The 18,433-nt window shown below is 41.4% G+C and carries 17 protein-coding genes; 9 read left to right on the top strand and 8 right to left on the bottom strand.

The window, feature by feature from the left end; translation table 11 throughout:
- Positions 1-265: 265 nt before the first annotated feature.
- Positions 266-406, top strand: coding sequence for a hypothetical protein (locus tag PSPO_RS21690; protein ID WP_157813533.1), 141 nt, complete (start codon positions 266-268; stop codon positions 404-406).
- A 25-nt stretch (positions 407-431) separates the two neighbouring features.
- The gene (locus PSPO_RS21970) at positions 432-566 is read left to right on the top strand and encodes a hypothetical protein (RefSeq protein WP_267890940.1); all 135 of its coding nucleotides are present in this window, start codon (positions 432-434) and stop codon (positions 564-566) included.
- Positions 567-687: 121 nt separating this feature from the next.
- On the opposite strand, the gene katG (PSPO_RS15520) is transcribed toward PSPO_RS21970, so the two are convergent.
- Both katG (PSPO_RS15520) and PSPO_RS15515 read right to left on the bottom strand, forming a co-directional pair.
- Entirely contained in the window at positions 688-2,847 is a 2,160-nt protein-coding gene (katG, locus tag PSPO_RS15520) for a catalase/peroxidase HPI (protein WP_010558245.1), read from the bottom strand.
- 358 nt (positions 2,848-3,205) lie between these two features.
- Entirely contained in the window at positions 3,206-4,114 is a 909-nt protein-coding gene (locus PSPO_RS15515) for a hydrogen peroxide-inducible genes activator (RefSeq protein WP_010558246.1), read from the bottom strand.
- Between the two features lie 330 nt (positions 4,115-4,444).
- Here PSPO_RS15515 and katG (PSPO_RS15510) point away from each other — a divergent pair, with 330 nt between their 5' ends.
- A complete protein-coding gene (gene katG / locus PSPO_RS15510) occupies positions 4,445-6,712 on the top strand; it encodes a catalase/peroxidase HPI (protein ID WP_010558247.1) in 2,268 nt (755 codons plus the stop codon).
- Positions 6,713-6,922: 210 nt separating this feature from the next.
- On the opposite strand, the gene PSPO_RS15505 is transcribed toward katG (PSPO_RS15510), so the two are convergent.
- From PSPO_RS15505 to PSPO_RS15495, 3 genes are all read right to left on the bottom strand, one after another.
- On the bottom strand, positions 6,923-7,453 hold the full coding sequence (locus PSPO_RS15505) for a CIA30 family protein (protein WP_010558248.1): 531 nt from the start codon (positions 7,451-7,453) through the stop codon (positions 6,923-6,925).
- A 106-nt stretch (positions 7,454-7,559) separates the two neighbouring features.
- Positions 7,560-8,351, bottom strand: a complete 792-nt coding sequence (locus PSPO_RS15500; RefSeq protein ID WP_010558249.1) for an amidohydrolase — start codon at positions 8,349-8,351, stop codon at positions 7,560-7,562.
- On the bottom strand, positions 8,339-9,433 hold the full coding sequence (locus PSPO_RS15495) for a methionine aminotransferase (RefSeq protein WP_051320918.1): 1,095 nt from the start codon (positions 9,431-9,433) through the stop codon (positions 8,339-8,341). Before PSPO_RS15495 ends, PSPO_RS15500 begins: the two co-directional genes overlap by 13 nt.
- Positions 9,434-9,586: 153 nt before the next feature.
- Between PSPO_RS15495 and PSPO_RS15490 the strand changes: the two genes are divergently transcribed.
- From PSPO_RS15490 to PSPO_RS15480, 3 genes are read left to right on the top strand one after another with little or no spacing between them, the layout of a single operon-like run.
- Positions 9,587-10,201 carry a methylthioribulose 1-phosphate dehydratase gene (locus PSPO_RS15490; RefSeq protein ID WP_010558251.1) on the top strand — a complete coding sequence of 205 codons (615 nt, stop codon included), beginning with the start codon at positions 9,587-9,589 and terminating at the stop codon, positions 10,199-10,201.
- Complete coding sequence (gene mtnC / locus PSPO_RS15485; protein ID WP_010558252.1) at positions 10,198-10,884, top strand: acireductone synthase; 687 nt, start codon at positions 10,198-10,200, stop codon at positions 10,882-10,884. Before PSPO_RS15490 ends, mtnC begins: the two co-directional genes overlap by 4 nt.
- Entirely contained in the window at positions 10,881-11,423 is a 543-nt protein-coding gene (locus tag PSPO_RS15480) for a 1,2-dihydroxy-3-keto-5-methylthiopentene dioxygenase (protein ID WP_010558253.1), read from the top strand. Before mtnC ends, PSPO_RS15480 begins: the two co-directional genes overlap by 4 nt.
- A 307-nt stretch (positions 11,424-11,730) precedes the next feature.
- Here PSPO_RS15480 and mtnA read toward each other — a convergent pair whose 3' ends face one another.
- The gene (gene mtnA, locus PSPO_RS15470; RefSeq protein WP_010558255.1) at positions 11,731-12,753 is read right to left on the bottom strand and encodes an S-methyl-5-thioribose-1-phosphate isomerase; all 1,023 of its coding nucleotides are present in this window, start codon (positions 12,751-12,753) and stop codon (positions 11,731-11,733) included.
- A 121-nt stretch (positions 12,754-12,874) separates the two neighbouring features.
- On the opposite strand from mtnA, the gene mtnK reads away from it, so the two are divergent.
- Positions 12,875-14,077, top strand: coding sequence for an S-methyl-5-thioribose kinase (gene mtnK, locus PSPO_RS15465; RefSeq protein WP_010558256.1), 1,203 nt, complete (start codon positions 12,875-12,877; stop codon positions 14,075-14,077).
- A gap of 182 nt (positions 14,078-14,259) precedes the next feature.
- Here mtnK and PSPO_RS15460 read toward each other — a convergent pair whose 3' ends face one another.
- On the bottom strand, positions 14,260-14,928 hold the full coding sequence (locus tag PSPO_RS15460) for a DUF2306 domain-containing protein (protein WP_010558257.1): 669 nt from the start codon (positions 14,926-14,928) through the stop codon (positions 14,260-14,262).
- Between the two features lie 148 nt (positions 14,929-15,076).
- Between PSPO_RS15460 and PSPO_RS15455 the strand changes: the two genes are divergently transcribed.
- Both PSPO_RS15455 and PSPO_RS15450 read left to right on the top strand, forming a co-directional pair.
- Entirely contained in the window at positions 15,077-15,682 is a 606-nt protein-coding gene (locus PSPO_RS15455; protein WP_040642116.1) for a hypothetical protein, read from the top strand.
- Complete coding sequence (locus PSPO_RS15450; protein WP_051320911.1) at positions 15,661-16,272, top strand: helix-turn-helix domain-containing protein; 612 nt, start codon at positions 15,661-15,663, stop codon at positions 16,270-16,272. The genes PSPO_RS15455 and PSPO_RS15450 overlap by 22 nt, the downstream gene beginning before the upstream one ends.
- 85 nt (positions 16,273-16,357) lie before the next feature.
- Here the strand turns inward: PSPO_RS15450 and PSPO_RS15445 are convergent, their stop codons facing one another.
- Positions 16,358-18,319: a methyl-accepting chemotaxis protein gene (locus tag PSPO_RS15445; RefSeq protein ID WP_010558258.1), complete on the bottom strand. Its 1,962-nt coding sequence runs from the start codon at positions 18,317-18,319 to the stop codon at positions 16,358-16,360.
- Between the last annotated feature and the right edge of the window lie 114 nt (positions 18,320-18,433).

Raw genomic sequence — 18,433 nt, 5'->3', positions numbered from 1 at the left:
TGCTTGGATAAACCTAAAACTAACTGCGTTTAGCGCAATTATAAAACGCAACAAGGTGCTTTAGAGCACCTTTTTATTGTAAATTACCTTTTGAAAAAGTATCGCAACATAGCAACTCTCCTTCAATTCAAAATCATTCATCACTTAATAAAACCAAATATCACCACGATTGACCAAAAATCACAAAGCAAAAGATTCCTCATCTCAATTGCCTATTATTTAACTCAAGCAACACGCTTTACTCAAACTTAAAGGAAATTGAACAATGAATACATCAAACGCAATCGAGATTTTAATGGCAGCTGGTTTAACAACATTTGTAGTAGCTGGTCTTGTAACAGCTGGCATGACAACCGCAATTATGGCCGGTGCAGCAATTGGCGGCACATACATGTTAACTAAATAATCGTAATTCGCATCGGAGATAAAAAATGAGCAACGTGTTTGATATTGGAATGACCACAGCACTTACTGCATTTGTGGTAGTTGGTTTAGTAACCGCAGGTATGACAGCTGCAATTGTAACAGGTGTAGCCGTAGGTGGTAGTTACTTACTTTTTAAATAAATTCACATTATTAGGAAATATGCCTATGACAAAAACCAAAAAGCTAATTTATATCTTCAGAAAACAGTTAAAATAGCCTTTCTATCAATTAAATAGAAAGGCTTTTTTATTAGGCGAAATGCTAGCTTGCTAAATCAAAGCGATCGGCATTCATTACCTTATTCCATGCCGCTACAAAGTCATCTACAAACTTCTGACCATTATCATCTTGTGCATACACTTCTGCATACGCACGCAAAATTGAGTTTGAGCCAAACACTAAATCAACGCGCGTAGCTTGCCAAGCATCTTCTTTAGTCGCTCTATCACGCAGTACGTATTGATTATCGCCTGTTGGCTGCCACTCATAACGCATGTCTGTTAGATTGACAAAAAAGTCGGTAGTAAGTTGTCCAACGCGATCGGTGAACACACCTGCTTGAGAACCACCATAATTACAGCCTAATACCCGTAAACCGCCCACCAATACCGTCATTTCTGGTGCTGTTAGTCCTAATAGTTGAGCACGTTCAAGTAATAACTCTTCTGGGCTTGCTGCAAATTTTTGCTGCTGCCAATTTCTAAAACCGTCATGTACAGGCTCTAAATAAGCAAATGAGTCTACTTCGGTCATCTCTTGAGAAGCATCACCACGGCCTTTGTTAAAGGTTAGACTTGCTGTAAAGCCAGCTGCACTTGCCGCCTGTTCAATGGCAACATTACCCGCAAGCACAATCACATCAGCAACGCTTACATTATGCTCATCTGAGATTGCTTGATACACGCTTAGCACCTTAGCAAGCTTTTCAGGCTCGTTGCCTTGCCAATCCTTAGCCGGCTGCAAGCAGATATGCGCGCCATTTGCCCCTCCGCGTTTATCTGAGTGACGGAAAGTGCGCGCACTATCCCATGCGGTTGTCGCCATTTCAGCAATAGATAAACCACTGGCTTTAATTGCCGCTTTAACCGCTTGTTCATCATAAGCTGTATTGCCAGCTGGAATAGGATCTTGCCATGTTAAATCTTCCTTTGGCACATCAGGGCCGATATAACAGGCTTTTGGTCCCATATCACGGTGCGTTAATTTAAACCATGCACGTGCAAATACCTCAGAAAAATAAGCTGGGTCGTTATAGAATCGCTCTGAAATTTTGCGATATTCTGGGTCAACCTTCATCGCCATATCAGCATCAGTCATAATGGGATTATTACGTTTGCCGTTGCCATCAACCGCGAGCGGCTTATCCTCTTCTTTAATCGCGACAGGTTCCCATTGCCACGCACCTGCTGGGCTCTTTTTAAGTTCCCACTCATGGTTAAGTAGTAATTCGAAATAACCGTTATCCCACTGAGTAGGATTGGTTGTCCACGCCCCTTCAAGGCCACTGGTTATTGCATCTGCACCTAAGCCATTACCTTCTTGGTGATTCCAACCAAGGCCTTGTTCGTTAATATCAGCTGCTTCTGGTTCCGGGCCAAGTTTCGCGGCATCACCATTACCATGACATTTACCTACGGTATGACCACCTGCGGTAAGCGCCACTGTTTCTTCATCGTTCATTGCCATACGGGCGAAGGTTTCACGCACATCGTGGGCTGTTTTTTGTGGATCTGGCTTACCATCCACCCCTTCTGGGTTAACATAAATTAGGCCCATCATTACTGCTGCTAATGGATTTTCTAAGTCGCGCTCACCTGAATAACGACTGTTGTCATTTTCTGAAGGGGCAAGCCATTCTTTTTCTGCGCCCCAATAAGTATCTTTTTCTGGGTGCCAAATATCTTCGCGGCCAAACGCAAAACCATAGGTTTTTAACCCCATCGACTCATAGGCGATGGTGCCAGCATACGCAATTAAATCTGCCCAGCTTAACTTGTTACCGTACTTTTTCTTAATCGGCCAAAGTAAACGACGCGCTTTGTCGAGGTTGGTATTATCTGGCCATGAATTAAGCGGTGAAAAACGTAAATTACCAGTACCCGCACCACCGCGACCATCGGCAACGCGATAACTTCCCGCCGCATGCCATGTCATACGGATCATTAAACCGCCGTAGTGGCCCCAATCGGCCGGCCACCAATCTTGGCTGTCGGTCATAAGTGCGGTTAAATCGGCTTTCAGCGCAGCGAAATCAAGCTGCTTTAATTGCTCTCGGTAATCATAATCACTTCCGAGTGGGTTAGTTTTTGAATCGTGTTGATGCAAAATATCGAGATTGAGGGTATTAGGCCACCAATCGGTATTCGATTTTCCAATTTGCGTATTACTTCCTGATGTAAATGGGCATTTACTTGATGACATCGCACATCTCCTTTATTGGTCTGACGGGTTCATTGAGACGACATTTTTATTAAAACGACTAACGAGCAGCGTTTTTTCACGCTTAAAAGAAACTGTGTGCCAATTGCCTATGTGAAAATAATACTAGGCAAGAATGCAGGGGAAACATTCTTAATTGAGATAACCGAACCACTTATACCTCAATTAAACGTATCAAAATTTCTTTATTTCGCTCGTTAAAATCAGTTAACAATTCATGTCGGTGAACGTAAAAACATTTATACGCTCAATTAGTTATACAAGATCAAATGCTGTTTTGCAGTGCCAAGGGCAAAAAAACATCAAAATTCATGATCTAGCAGATGTTTAAATCACTGCGTTAACCTGTATAGCATTTATCTTTTAACTCATTTTCAAAAAGTTGCTGTAGTAGCACAATATCATTGGTTCTTACGTAATTAGGCCTTACCACAAGTGCTATCGTGCGATGCGGACCTGGCTCGTTTAAATGTACCGCAGCCAGCTCACCTTCGTTTTTCACGAGTTGATCAAGGGCCATTTGAGGTACTAAGGTTGTGCCTAATTTACCGGCAACCATTTGAATTAATGTGTGTAAACTGGTTGAGTCTAGTTGATTGTCGTTGTTGGTGTTTTCTAATTTACATGCCGCTAGTGCATGTTCTTTTAAACAGTGGCCATCTTTTAGCAACATTAATTTGTCGAGATCAAACTCATTGGTGGTAATTTCACGCAAATTTAGTGAACATTCGTCTTTATGACTCACCCAGTAAAAGTCTTCTTGCCAAAAATTAAATGCCATTAAACCGTCAATATCGTATGGCAAGGCTAAAATTGCAGCATCAAGCTCACCTTCGCGCAGTTTTTCAACCAACACATGTGATTGGTCTTCAACGATTTTCAGCTTAAAGTTGCTGTATTCAGTGCGCACTTTTGGCAATACCTTTGGCAGTAAAAAAGGGCCAATTGTAGGTATCACACCAATCGTCATCGGGCTTGCTAGCGGCGCTTTATTGGACTTTGCCAGCAACGTCAGTTCGTCTACTTCAAGTTTAATGCGCTTGGCTTTTTCAAGAATTAACTTGCCTTCGTCGGTAATAAACACATGTTTATTGTTACGCTCAAAAATAACCACACCTAATTGTTTTTCTAGCTCATGTACCGCGGTACTAAGCGTGGATTGCGATACGTGGCAATTGTCCGCAGCCTTTTTAAAATGTAGCGTTTTTTCAACGGCTAAGGCGTAATGAAGCTGTTTCAGTGAGATCATTGTAGTTCTTATAAATCGAATGTTTTTTAAATAATAATCAATTTATACGAAATGACCATATCTCTAACTCGGTCGTTTCTTTCACTCACTACCAAATAAAAACAAAAGAAACTAAAAATCAATATCTTAAGACATTATTCAAAAATACCGATGGTGATCATATGTTTTTTTGATTAGCGTTTTCAAAATCAATGTGGCAAGGAAAGTATTTACACAACAACAATCTAAAAAAACGAATATCAACTTAGTTATTATCAAATTTAGTTATTTGATTTCCTCCCTATACTTAGCTGCGTTAATACACCCATAAATAATAAGGGGAATTCAAAAATGAAATCCATTCAGATATTAAAATATACTTCTATTGCCGCTGTTGTAGCACTATCTTTAGGCGCAACATCCGCATTTGCTAAAGACACAATGAGCAAGCCAAAAGGCGCAATTGGCATGGGCAAAGTAATGCCTAACCAAGCGAAATCAAACCTATTTTGGTGGCCAAATCAACTCGATTTAACACCACTTCGCGATCACGATGTTCGCTCAAACCCATTAGGTGAAGACTTTAATTATAAAAAAGCGTTTACACAGCTTGATATGGATGCGCTTAAAAAGGACATCGATTTTGTGCTTACTGACTCACAAGAATGGTGGCCTGCCGACTGGGGTAACTATGGCCCGTTTTTTATTCGTATGACTTGGCATGCTGCGGGGACTTACCGCACGCTTGATGGCCGAGGTGGCGCAGGCGGTGGTCAACAACGCTTCAACCCATTAAACAGCTGGCCAGATAACGGTAACCTAGATAAAGCACGTCGCTTACTGTGGCCTGTTAAGCAGAAATACGGTGAGCTTATCTCTTGGGGTGACTTAATCGTACTTGCAGGTAACGTAGCGTTAGAAAACATGGGTTTTAAAACTTACGGTTTTGCTGCCGGTCGGGATGATGACTGGGAGCCGGATATGGTTTACTGGGGACCAGAAGTTGAAATGTTAGCAAGCGATCGTCGCGATAGCGATGGCAAATTAAAGCGCCCACTGGCTGCTGTCCATATGGGCTTAATTTACGTAAACCCCGAAGGCCCAGGTGGCGTACCCGATCCACTTGGCTCAGCTAAAAATATTCGCGAATCATTTGCACGTATGGCAATGAACGATGAAGAAACGCTTGCTCTTATCGCAGGTGGTCACACCTTTGGTAAAATGCACGGCGCTCACAAAGCGAATAAGTGTTTAGAGAAAGAACCGGGTGCAGCGCCAATTGAGCAGCAAGGTTTTGGCTGGAAAAACAAATGCGGTAAAGGCCACTCGGAAGACACCGTGACAAGCGGGTTAGAAGGTGCATGGACACAAGCACCAACAAAGTGGACATCACTATACCTATCAAACTTACTTAATTTTGAGTGGAAACAATCACGTAGCCCTGCGGGTGCGATTATTTGGGTCCCTACCGATGAGTCGTTACATAAGTCAGTTCCAGATGCACACGTTAAGGGCAAGTACAATCCACCTGTGATGAATACAGCAGATTTGGCGTTAAAATTTGACCCAGAATACCGCAAAATTGCAGAGCGCTTCCTGGCAGATCCTGAAGAATACCGCCTCGCATTTGCCAAAGCGTGGTTTAAATTAACCCACCGCGATATGGGTCCACTTGATAATTACTTAGGTGACGAATATCCAAAACAAGCGCATATTTGGCAAGATCCTATCGACAAGCCAAATTACAAACTAGTAAGTGATAAAGACGTTAAAAAACTAAAAGCGCAAATTTTAGATTCAGGCCTGTCAGTATCGGAACTCGTAGCAACCGCATGGGCTTCAGCATCAAGCTACCGGGATTCTGATATGCGCGGTGGTGCAAATGGTGCACGTATTGCACTGGCGCCGCAAAAAGATTGGCAAGTAAATAACCCAGCACAAACTGCGAAAGTGATTGCCAAACTGACTGAAATTAAAGATGAATTTAATGACCGTACTTTTGGTCGCAGCAAAATTTCACTTGCTGATATGATAGTACTCGGCGGTGCAGCTGCAGTTGAAAAAGCAGCTAAAAATGCAGGGGTTATAGTAAGCGTGCCATTTGTGGCAGGACGCGGTGATGCAACCCAAGCACAAACGGATGTAAACTCATTTTCGTTACTTCAACCAAGTGCTGATGGTTTTAGAAACTACTATGAAAAAGGTTATTACAAATCACCAACCGACGCCTTAGTAGATAAAGCAGACCAGCTTGCATTAACGGTACCTGAAATGACGGTATTAGTTGGCGGTATGCGCGTGCTAAATACCAATACAGATGGCTCAACCAACGGTGTATTTACAGATAAAAAAGACACACTAAACAATGACTTTTTTGTCAACTTGCTTGATATGTCTACTCAGTGGCAAAAAGCAGGCGATGTCTACCAAGGTAAAGACCGTAAAACTGGCGCCGTTAAATACACAGCGACACCGGTTGATTTAATCTTTGGTTCTTCATCTGAGTTACGTGCTGTTGCTGAAGTATATGCGTTTGATAATTCGAAAGAACGTTTTGTAAACGACTTTGTAAAAGCATGGACAAAAGTAATGCAACTTGACCGTTTTGATATTAAATAATGAGTGAAGCTACAATCAAACAAAGGCGCATTTAGCGCCTTTTTTATAGCCAAAAAAAAAGCCCACAAAAGGTTGTGGGCAAATGGTGTACTTGTGTAAAACAACTACTTGGGAAAACTAACTTTGAACAAATTCTAAAAAACAATTCGTTGAATTTGTGGCTAGTATGCCAATAGTAAACTTAACCTAAAATTAACGGCTCTACGATAACTACACTTTTTGTAATAGTGCTATGTGCTTTACCTGCAAACTAAAATCACCTGCTTGTTTATTACTAATCATAAAACCAAGCGAGCGTACATCATCAAAACGAAGTTGATAGTCCGACTCAAACTGCCTACCGCGAAACATTAAAACAAAGTCTTGTTCGGATAAATTAAAAGTATGTTCTTTACCTGCCTTAGTTTTAAAGTGATAAACAAACGCAGGGCCGTCGTAATATCCATCTACCCGCAAGCGCAGTTGGTATTGTTTGCCATCACCTACAACCTTAAAACTAAGGGAATCAACATTGGTATTCTCAAATGAAATAGGCGCTCGAAATGATGCAAAACCACCATTATTGGCAAGTGACACATCGCCTTTAAACGTTAAATTGTTATCGCCAACAATTACGCGGCTATTTGAAACGCCTCCCATCACCGAGTCGTTTATCACCATCCATTCAAGTTGGTTAAGATTTATATTAGCGTGAGCGTTTGCTGCCATAAACAACAAACCTGTAGCAAGAGACGATTTCATTGAACACCTAAACTGTTTTGAGCTATAAAATTATTACGCTTAAAACAGCTTTTAGGTTTAATAAAACAAACATTGCCTAACGAGTGGTAACCAAACTCACGTTTGCCTACTTAATATTAGGCAGTGTAAATTGGTCCGCATCAAGATGGGCTGGAAACTTCTCTTTAAACTGAGTTAACGCCGATTTCGTCAGTTCAATTGTGATTACTTGCGCTTGGTTATCCTCGGCGGCAACGAGCGTTTCACCCGTAAAATCATAGGCAGCTGTACCGCCATTATGTGCAACTCCATTGCCATCATCACCGACACGATTGGCAGCAAGTACATAGCATTGATTTTCAATTGCTCTAGCTTGCAGCAAAGTATCCCAAATACGACGACGTGCAGCAGGCCAGTTTGCCACATTAACCATCACATCGTAATCGTTGCGACTACGCTGAAATACCGGAAAACGTAAGTCGTAGCACACCTGTGGCAACAACCTAAAACCATTGATACTAATGATTTTTCGCTCAACACCGGCATTAACAAAATCACCTTCGTTACCTAAACAAAACAGATGGCGTTTATCGTAAAATTCCACCGCGCCATTTGGCCAACACCAGTAAAAGCGGTTCGCTTTTTTACCTTGTTGGTTCACTAACACTGAGCCTGCCACTACCGCATTTAAGCGTTTTGCTTGTGCCAACATCCAATCTAAAATTGGCCCTTGCCTTGGCTCTGCGACATCTAAATTAATGGCAAAACCAGTAGCAAAAGTTTCGGGCAGTAAAATTAAATCAACCGACTCTAGATTGCTCAGTTGTTCGCTCAAGGTGTTTAAATTTTTATTAACGTCTAGCCATGCAATATCACTTTGCACTAACGCGACGTTTAAGCTGCTATTTATAGCTGACATAACTTCTCCGCTGCGGCGATTAAGGTGGCGTCTTCCTTAGCAAAACATAAACGAATCACACGGTCGCCGGGGGCATTTTCATAAAACACACTAAGAGGAATCGCAGCAACACCAACTTCTTTTACTAAATATTCGCAAAATGCCACATCATCTAACTCTGAGATGGCGGAGTAATCAAGCAGTAAAAAATAGGTACCTTCACTTGGTAACAGTGTAAAACGGCTATTTGCTAATGCATTAGTTAACACATCGCGCTTATGCTGATAAAACGCACTTAATTCATCAACATGGTTTGGCTGCTCTTTAAGCATGTCGGCTAATGCCAGTTGCGCAGGGGTAAAACTAGAAAACGTCACATACTGGTGAATTTTACGAAACTCCACCATCAGCTTTTCAGGAGCCACACAGTAACCCATTTTCCACCCTGTGCAGTGGAAGGTTTTACCAAAACTCGATACCACAAAACTGCGGGCAAACAGTACGTCATCGCCAAGCGCACTTAAATGTGTGGCGCCATCAAAGCAAATATGCTCGTAAACTTCATCGCTGATGAGGTACAAATCATGCTGTTCAAGCAGTAGCGTTAACGCATTAATGTCTGCTTGTTTTAGCGTTTTAGTACTTGGGTTATGTGGCGAATTAATAATAATCGCTTTGGTTTTATCGGTAATTGCGCCGGCGACCTGCTGCCAATCTATTTGGTAATTTGGTGCAGTTAACGCGATATGAACCGCTTTACCACCGGCAAGTTCAATCGCTGGCTGGTAAGAATCATAGGCAGGGTCAAACACAATCACTTCATCATTTTGGCTGACGAGAGCTTGAATTGCGACATAAAGCGCCTCAGTTGCACCTGATGTAACGGTTACCGATGCCTCTGGTGAAATCGTTAAAGCGTATTTTCGCAACACCAAATCAGCAATTTGTTGTTGTAATGCGGGTACACCACTGGATGGCGAATATTGGTTAAATCCTTGTGCGCTGTAAAAATTAAGTTTGTTTTTAAGCGCCTCTGGCGTATCAAACTCTGGAAAACCTTGTGATAAATTAAGCGCTTGATGCTCATTTGCCAATGCGGTCATTTGCGAAAAAATACTGACGCCTAAATTTGGTAATTTACTTTGCACACGATACCTCTAATCTTGATGGTGCTTTAACAAAAGCGATGCTATCATTGCCGAAAACGGATGTATAGCCGTCTAAAAGTTTGAGTTTTTATATTCGAGTAACCTATTATGCATAATGATGCCGCAAAAAGTGCATTGATTGAAGCGGGTCGTTGGGTCAGCGATAAAGGCTGGGTACCAGCAACTGGTGGTAATTTTTCAATTAAAACAGACACGGGATTTGTTGTGACCGCAAGTGGCCATGATAAAGGACACCTTGCCCCTGAACACTTTTTAGAGCTCGATCAGCAAGGCGCTATTTGCAAAGGCCAAGGAAAGCCATCTGCCGAAACGGCACTTCATTTAAAACTGTACCAACTTCAACCAAGCACTGAATGTGTATTACATACCCACTCTATAGCCGCCACTGTGTTATCGCGTTTTATAAAAGCTGATACCTTGGCAATTCAAGGCTATGAAATGCAAAAATCATTACGCGGCATCACCAGTCACGAAAGTACGCTTACTATTGCCATTTTTGATAATGACCAAGATATTGACCGCTTGGCGGAACTTGTTGCAAAACGCCACGAGCAAGAGCCAATTGTTCATGGTGTGCTTATTCGCGGTCATGGTTTATATGCAATGGGCAACAGTGTGGCTGAAACACGTCGTCACATTGAAGGGTTGGAGTTTTTATTCGCATGCGAGCTTGAGCGCATTAAGTTGGAGTCATCACTATGATTAAAGCCATCATTACCGATATTGAAGGCACAATTACCCGCATTTCATTTGTAAAAGATATTTTGTTTCCCTATGCGGCAAAACATATTGCTGCATTTGTTGAAGAAAACCAAAACGATGCCACGGTAAAAACGCAAATTAATGCAGTAAAAGCGGAAATTGCCAAACCAGACGCCAGCCTTACTGAGGTCATAGATGCACTGCAACATTGGATTGCAACGGATCAAAAAATTACCCCACTTAAACAACTGCAAGGACTAATCTGGCAAACGGGTTATCAACAAGGTGATTTCACAGGCCATATTTACCCAGATGCCTATGACTTTTTAAACCAGCAAAAAGACGCGGGCATAAGCCTTTTTGTTTATTCGTCTGGCTCGGTAAAAGCACAACATTTGTTGTTTGAACATTCTGACTATGGTGATATTCGCCCGCTGTTCAGCGTTTATTTTGATACCCATGTTGGCGGTAAAAAAGACGCAAGTTCATATACCAATATTCTTGAAAAGATTGGCTTTTCAGGCTCTGAGGTGTTGTTTTTAAGCGACATCGTTGAAGAGCTTGATGCCGCTAAAAGTGCGGGCATGCACACCTTGCAGTTATGGCGTGATAACCAAGAAAAAAGCGACCAACACCCAGCAATTGACGATTTTAACCAATTTGATGAAGCATTATTTGTATGAGCAAACTAACTATTTACCGTCACGACGATGCAGTAAGCACTCTGCTACAGAGCGAAAACTTTACTGAAATTCAGCAACAACTTAATCAAGTAGGCGTGGTATTTGAGAACTGGCAAGCAGCATTTGAAATTGACGCAAGCCACAGTTCAGATGATATTTTAAACGCCTATGACGCCGATATTAAACGTGTGCAGCACGACGGCGGCTACCAAACGGTGGATGTAATTTCACTTGCTAAAGGTAATCCAGCGGCGGCTGAATTAAGACAGAAATTTTTATTTGAGCATACGCATAGCGAAGACGAAGTACGCTTTTTTGTAAAGGGCCAAGGCTTATTCTGCCTGCATTTAGACGACAAAGTGTATCAAGTGCTTTGCCAGCAAGGTGATTTAATTTCAGTGCCGGCTAACACTAAGCATTGGTTTGATATGGGCAGCGATCCTGAGTTTACCGCAATTCGTTTTTTCAATAACGAAGCGGGTTGGGTGGCACAAAGCACCGAAAGCAAAATTGCCAATGAGTTTCCAATCTTGGATTAGAGCGTGTTGATCTTTATGGTCTAAATTCTGTTCAAATCCAAAGCGTTTTGATCGCGGCGTTGCTTTGTAGGCCTAGCAAGCTAAGTCAAGAAGCAACAACAAAGAACAAAACGCTTTGGGTTGAACCTGTTAGGCAGCGTCTGTTTGGCGTTTATACTGCGTTATCGTTCATTTATGTAGAGTACTACACTACAATCACTCTGCCTTGTCTAAATGCCAAACAAACGGCTGCAGAAATAGACAGCAAAGGTCAACACGCTCTAAGTAGAGCACCGAATGGTGCTCTTCTTATATTTAATAAGGCTTATTAGAGCTGTTTTAACGCGCCATCTTTTACTTGCTGTAAATTGTAAACGCCGGTATCAAGTACCCAACCCGTTACTAGGTGTGCTGGCGTTACATCAAAGGCAGGGTTAAATACCTTGGCATTGTTTGGTGCCCATTGGCACTCACCAAAGCTACCACTGACACCTTTTACTTCAGCATCAGCACGCTCTTCAATCGGGATATGTTGACCACTTTCACAGTCAATATCTAAGGTGGTGATTGGCGCAACCACATAAAACTCAACATTATGAAAATGTGCCAACACGGCTAAATTATAGGTACCGACTTTATTGGCAAAATCGCCATTAGCTGCAATGCGATCTGCACCCACAAAAATCTTATCTACTTTACCCGCAGCCATTAAACTGGCGGCCATATTGTCACAAATAAGGGTGTACGGAATTTGCCAGCTTTCAAGCTCAAATGCCGTTAAACGACCGCCTTGCAGTAATGGGCGTGTTTCATCCACCCAAACATGAATATCACCGTATTTTTGATGGGCGTGGTGAATTACCCCAAGTGCCGTACCTACCCCTGCTGTTGCTAATGCACCCGTATTACAGTGAGTTAAAATATTATCGCCCGGTTTTACAAGCGCAGCACCTAGGGTTGCCATGGATTCACACAGCGCAACATCTTCATTAAATAGCTGCTCTGCAGTTACTACTAATGCGTCAACAAAATTATCTTGAGCTAATGCTTGGCGCATACGCTTCATGCAGTGCATTAAATTAACCGCAGTTGGACGCGTTGCCTCTAAATCATTTATTGCCTCTGCAAGTTGGCTATGCGATAGACCTTGCTCAGCTAAATGAGCAACTAGCAGGGTTGCAGCTAAACCAATTAGCGGCGCCCCACGCACTTTTAACGTCAAAATCAATTCTTGCATCTCAGGTACACTGTTACACACATGCCAATGCTGCTGGTGTGGTAAAAGGTACTGATCTAAAACGAATAACTGTCCGCCTTGATATTTAAGACTGCGTGCGAGCAAATTTTGCATGCTGTGAAACTCCAAACTATTAACGCGATCATTTTACACCAAGACACAAAGAAGTATAGACATCTAAACATTCATCAGTATAGAATTCCGTAATTATCTGTATTTTTGAATAGCGAACACCATGGCTGACTATATTGCTTTTGATAATGAGCGTGCACTTAACTATGTTGCACAGTTAAACGAATTTTTTGCCCCTAATGCTCAATTAACCTGTAATGAGTTTGGTGATGGCAATCTCAATTTAGTCTTTCGCATTGCTGATGAAAACGGTAATAGCATTATTTTAAAGCAGGCATTACCCTATGCCCGTTGTGTTGGTGAGTCGTGGCCTTTAACCCTTGATAGAGCGCGCATTGAAGCGGCGGTGCTTGAAAAACATGGTGCAGTGTGCGAACCATACACAGCAAAAGTGCTGCACAAAAATACCGAACTTGCCCTAACCATTTTGGAAGATTTAGGCCATATGACGATTTTGCGTGGTGAACTAAACCAAGCAACAACCTTTCCAAATTTAGGCAGCCAACTTGCAAACTACCTGGCAACCACCAGCTTTTATTACTCAGACTTTTATTTAACACCTGCTGAAAAGAAAGCCTTGGTCATTGAGTTCACAAACCCTGAGCTGTGCGCCATCACTGAAGACTTATTCTTTGATGATCCGTACCGCACATCTCTGCGCAATAACTACCCGGCGACACTTGAAGGTGAGGTAGAGAAGCTTCAGCAAAACACCGAACTTCACATTAAAGTGGCTAAATTAAAGCAACTATTTTTATCGTCGCCACAAAGCTTATTACACGGTGATGTGCATTCAGGTAGTATTTTTGTTGATGCGCAATCAACTAAGGTGATCGACCCAGAGTTTGGCTTTTTTGGCCCAATTGGTTTTGATTTAGGCTCGTTTATCGGTAATTTTTTACTTAATTATTGTGCGCAAAATGCCCGAATTAGTGAAATTCCAAAGCGCCGCCAAATGCAAACCTACTTACTGACGACGATTCAGCAAGTGATCAACGAATTTGCAGCAACCTGGCTGTCACTTGCTAAAGCGCATACCCGTGATTTATCACTTCAGGCACCAGGCTATACAGAGTATTTTGTAAACCAAATCATTAAAGATGCACTTGGTTTTGCCGGCACTGAGCTTGTTCGCCGCACCATTGGCCTTGCCCATGTATCAGACATTGATGGTATTGAAGATGAAACCGCACGACTGCAAGTACAACAGCAAACATTAATCCTAGGTGAGCAACTTATTTTACATGCCGAGACCGCTCACGATAAAGAGTCAGCATTTAATCTGATTATTAGCCTCGTTCAGTAAAAATAAGCTCAGTAAAAAGAAGCACAGTAAAAATAAGCTCTATAAGTTTCAGCCTAAAAAGCCAGTAACCGTGTTACTGGCTTTTTTCTAAACTGCTTTAATTGATGTATCTTCACACTTTAGTACCTAACTCTAAACATCTTCATGTTCCCTTAAATACCTCAACGTTTACCAATTAATCGCTAGCTATGGTTCTTTTTAAATAACCAATGTGCAATTTGAAGATTCAAAACCAAGCCGATTAAACGCCCATAGTCATGCATAACTTCAGCTCCCACATTACCCATTAACATCGCGATAATTTCTAAAAATAGTGGGCTAACAACCGCTAAACTGGCAGCTGCTGCAAAATACACCCAACGCTGATGCTGTTTGAAATCCTTTTTAATTGCATACTTAACAGCAATAACAAACGTTAAGAAAATAGCTATCGCAACTATCACCAAACTCACATAGCGCGCGCCAAATTCATTAGGCGAAAATACATGATGCATCCACACGCCAGACGCCGCCATCACACACGCAGAAATAAAAGCAAAGTAGCCATTAATTTTATGATAGCGCGGTTTTGTGTGTCTTAACTTTGGTGAAAACTGAAATGGCATTGTTAAAAAAAACACAATACCTGATATGCCATGGCAAATAATCACAAGTGGCATATCAAAATAGCGCACGTTAATCATTTCACTGAGCGGCGACTCAATACCACTACCCATTACAACTAAGGCAACAATAAATACTGCTGGTATTGCAGGAATACCTATCATAAAGAGTAAAAAGCTAACACCAGCCCAATTAAACGGTGTTTTAAATTCATTTGGTTCTATCATCATTGCATTTTGGTATGTCATTTTTTAATCCTTACGCCATACGCTAGTTAAGTTAGAAACGATTATGTAAAATACCTAGAGCAATATCGTTCTAATCTGTTGAGCAGAACCAAAAAGAAACAACAAAAACAAATAAGATATTGTTTATAAAGAAATAAAAGGATTTAACTTGCAACCACCAGAGATTTACTTATTTGCGATTAACATTGCAACAATGACCTTATTAGGCTTTAACGCAAGTTTACTTATTACTAAAAAACGCCAAAATTTCGGCTATGCTTCCCTTTCTTGCTGCTTTATTGCCATTGCAATTGTGATATGCCAACCCAGCTTAAAATTACTCGCACCAGAGTGGCGGCAAACGCAACTTATCGTATCGTTACCTGCATTATTATTAATCGCCCCAAGCTTTTGGTTTTACATTAAAAGCCTTACAGCAGAATCGAAATGGACGCTTACCAAACACGACAAATGGCATTTTGCTTTGCCTGTAATCGGACTATTTATTTCACTTTTTACATTAGTTTTACCTAACGAGATTCAACACGGGCTTTTGGTTGTCGGTGATGATGCGGTGCTTGAAAGCGTATCCCCCTTCTTGCGATATAGTGTGTATGCTGGGTTAATTATCACCTTTTTGTTGGTGATAAGCTGGGTATTACAATCGGCATTTTATGTGGTTAAAACCATTGTTCGTTTAAACCGCTACCGCACACATTTAAAAGATATTTTTGCCACAACAGAACAAAAAAAATGGGTTGGCTTACAGCACTAGCACTTTTAGTAGGCATTCCTTGGGGGTTATTTGCCATCAATCTAACGCTCAATAATTTGCTGTTCCCAAGTGAAATGTATACGCCCTTTTCAAGCTTACTATTACTGATTGCTGTAACCTTTTTAGCGACTTGGGCGCTTCGCCAAAAACCTGGGTTTGAAGAAATATTTGATGATATTAATAAGGATGATGAACCTAGAGTGTTGTCAGCAACGCAGAATAAATATAAAACTTCGGCATTAAGTGAAGACAATTTACAGCACATTGCAAACAAATTGGAAAACGCAATGCAGCAAGAGAAAATCTATTTAAACGCCGCCTTGTCACTGCCTATACTTGCAAAAAGTATCAATACTTCTTCCAACTATATTTCTCAAACATTGAACGAGCGTTTACAAGTCAACTTTTTTGATTATGTAAATGGCTACCGTGTAAAACACGCTAAGAATGAACTCACAAACAGCAATAAAACGGTACTCGATATTGCAATGGATGCGGGTTTTAACTCTAAGTCGGCGTTTTACACCGCCTTTAAAAAATACACCGGTATCACCCCAATGCAATATCGCAAGCAGCACACTAGCCTCTAACGCATCGAGGCTGTAGTGCTTAGATTAGCTCGCGCTATTTTACCAGCAGCTACTGCCTCTTCTCACCATAACTGACAAACAAGCGTTAAGTTTTAAACTTTTTAACCAACGCAGTTAAAGCGGCTGAGAGCGATGCCAGGCTATTGGCATTTTCATCGGCGTCATTAGCAAGCCCTGAAATTTCATCAGCACCGGTTTTAATATCCACAACGTTGCGGTTAATCTCTTCCGCTACATGTTGCTGCTCTTCTGCTGCGGTGGCTATTTGCGAGTTCATATCACTAATAAGGTCAACCGAATGCGTAATGGAATCAAAACTGGTTTGCGCTTGTTTTGTGAACTCAACGGTTTGCGAGGATATATCGAGGCTTTGTGACATCTCTTTTGAAATCGCTTGGGTCATATTTCTAAGTTTACCAAGTTGCTGTGCAATTTCTTCTGTTGATTCGGATGTACGTTGTGAAAGCGCACGTACTTCGTCTGCTACCACCGAAAAGCCTCTGCCTTGTTCGCCTGCGCGCGCTGCCTCAATTGCGGCATTAAGTGCTAACAAATTTGTTTGCTCAGCAATGCCACGGATCACATCTAAAATTGTGGTAATGCTTTCACTTTCACTGTCTAAATCACGCACATTTTGCTCTGTACTTGCGATAGTGTCTGACAGTCCCGACACACTAGATACCGTTTTATTAATTAACGATTGCCCTTCAATGGCTGATTGTTTAGTTGAATTGGCTGAATCTGCTGCCGATGCACAGCTTGATGCAACTTCGTTGGCGGTTGCCGCCATTTCATTAATAGCGGTAGAAGCTTGCTCAAGCGCTAATTGTTGCGTCATTAACGATGAATTCATCGACGTAACTAAACGTGAGCTTACTTCCGATGCGTTGCTTACATTAGCAGAAGAACCATTAATCTCTCGCACCAAATCAGCAATCGAATTTAAAAATTGATTAAAGCTATTAGCCAGTTGTCCGGTTTCGTCTTGCGTACGAATTTTTAAACGCTGGGTTAAATCGCCTTCACCTTGCGAAATATCTTCAAGACCACGGGTCACCTCAACAATCGGACGAGATATTAATTTTGAAATATACACCGAGAGTACGGAGAAGATACCAATCAGAATTAAGCTCACCATAATAATTATCACCATCAGCGTATTTGCTTTCGCCATTACTTCTGATTTTTTAAGCAGGCCGATAAACTTCCAATTGAGTTTGGGCGAGGTATACACATTAGCAAGATAAACATCGCCATCAATTTCTATGGTGGTATCGCCAGATTCCATGCGGCTTAATCCAGCGTATAGATTGCTTTTAACACTCGCAAATTCTTTAAAATTATTTTCAGGGTGTTTGGCATCAACCAAAATTTTGCCGGAATCTTCTATTAACATTAAAAAGCCCGACTCACCCATTTTGATATTTTGGATCATGCTCGTTAACCCTTTTAACGACACATCCATACCCGTTACACCAAAATTGCTACCCGCACTATCTTTAATCGACATCACGGTGGAGACAATAACCGCGTCATCTGGCTCCCAATAATACGCTTGAGTACGAATCGGTTTAGTTGTCGCGCCTGTGCCTGTTTTAAACCAAGGACGCGGTCGTGGGTCATAGTTAGCGCTTACACTGCCTTTTGGCCATTGCGTATAACCACCTTGTTGATTACCCATGTAAATATAAGAAATGCCCTCGTGTGATTCACCAAATTGCGAAAACAAATCGAATACCCGTTGTTCAATTACGTCGTTTTGTTCTGGCGTAATTTGACTGGCGGATGCGCTATTCATATATGTTTTAATACCGCTTTTGGCCGCCACTAAATCGGGGTGTTTCGCTATGTACACAACGTCTTTACTGATCTCTTCGAAAAAAAGCGAAATCGCTTTATCTATCTGCGTAACTTCTCGCGTATTGGCAATAGTAAAATTATCGTGCGCTAAATTGCGGGTCTGGTTAATCATGATCACTGCAATCACAATAATTGGCAGTGTCATAGTGACTAAAAAAGCAATGATAAGTTTTTTTGAAATCGACATTGAGCTAACAACATATGGCTAGTATTGAATTAAATATGGTTTGCAATCTAGTGCTAGTCAACTTCATAAGTTATGGTCTAAGCTATTTTAAAGTCATCTATTTACACGGTATTT

Origin of the sequence: Pseudoalteromonas spongiae UST010723-006 (assembly GCF_000238255.3) — a bacterium.
GTDB classification, from domain to species: Bacteria; Pseudomonadota; Gammaproteobacteria; order Enterobacterales; family Alteromonadaceae; genus Pseudoalteromonas; species Pseudoalteromonas spongiae.
Note: the sequence above shows the minus strand (reverse complement) of the source record. Positions and strands in the feature narration are given on the sequence as shown.

Coding starts and splice junctions, on each gene's coding strand:
- PSPO_RS21690 (WP_157813533.1), top strand. CDS start 266: ATGAATACATCAAACGCAATCGAGATTTTAATGGCAGCTGGTTTAACA.
- PSPO_RS15460 (WP_010558257.1), bottom strand. CDS start 14,928: ATGACATACCAAAATGCAATGATGATAGAACCAAATGAATTTAAAACA.
- PSPO_RS15500 (WP_010558249.1), bottom strand. CDS start 8,351: ATGTCAGCTATAAATAGCAGCTTAAACGTCGCGTTAGTGCAAAGTGAT.
- katG (WP_010558245.1), bottom strand. CDS start 2,847: ATGTCATCAAGTAAATGCCCATTTACATCAGGAAGTAATACGCAAATT.
- PSPO_RS15450 (WP_051320911.1), top strand. CDS start 15,661: ATGGGTTGGCTTACAGCACTAGCACTTTTAGTAGGCATTCCTTGGGGG.
- PSPO_RS15515 (WP_010558246.1), bottom strand. CDS start 4,114: ATGATCTCACTGAAACAGCTTCATTACGCCTTAGCCGTTGAAAAAACG.
- PSPO_RS15490 (WP_010558251.1), top strand. CDS start 9,587: ATGCATAATGATGCCGCAAAAAGTGCATTGATTGAAGCGGGTCGTTGG.
- PSPO_RS15480 (WP_010558253.1), top strand. CDS start 10,881: ATGAGCAAACTAACTATTTACCGTCACGACGATGCAGTAAGCACTCTG.
- PSPO_RS15495 (WP_051320918.1), bottom strand. CDS start 9,433: ATGACCGCATTGGCAAATGAGCATCAAGCGCTTAATTTATCACAAGGT.
- PSPO_RS21970 (WP_267890940.1), top strand. CDS start 432: ATGAGCAACGTGTTTGATATTGGAATGACCACAGCACTTACTGCATTT.
- mtnK (WP_010558256.1), top strand. CDS start 12,875: ATGGCTGACTATATTGCTTTTGATAATGAGCGTGCACTTAACTATGTT.
- mtnA (WP_010558255.1), bottom strand. CDS start 12,753: ATGCAAAATTTGCTCGCACGCAGTCTTAAATATCAAGGCGGACAGTTA.
- PSPO_RS15445 (WP_010558258.1), bottom strand. CDS start 18,319: ATGTCGATTTCAAAAAAACTTATCATTGCTTTTTTAGTCACTATGACA.
- mtnC (WP_010558252.1), top strand. CDS start 10,198: ATGATTAAAGCCATCATTACCGATATTGAAGGCACAATTACCCGCATT.
- PSPO_RS15505 (WP_010558248.1), bottom strand. CDS start 7,453: ATGAAATCGTCTCTTGCTACAGGTTTGTTGTTTATGGCAGCAAACGCT.
- katG (WP_010558247.1), top strand. CDS start 4,445: ATGAAATCCATTCAGATATTAAAATATACTTCTATTGCCGCTGTTGTA.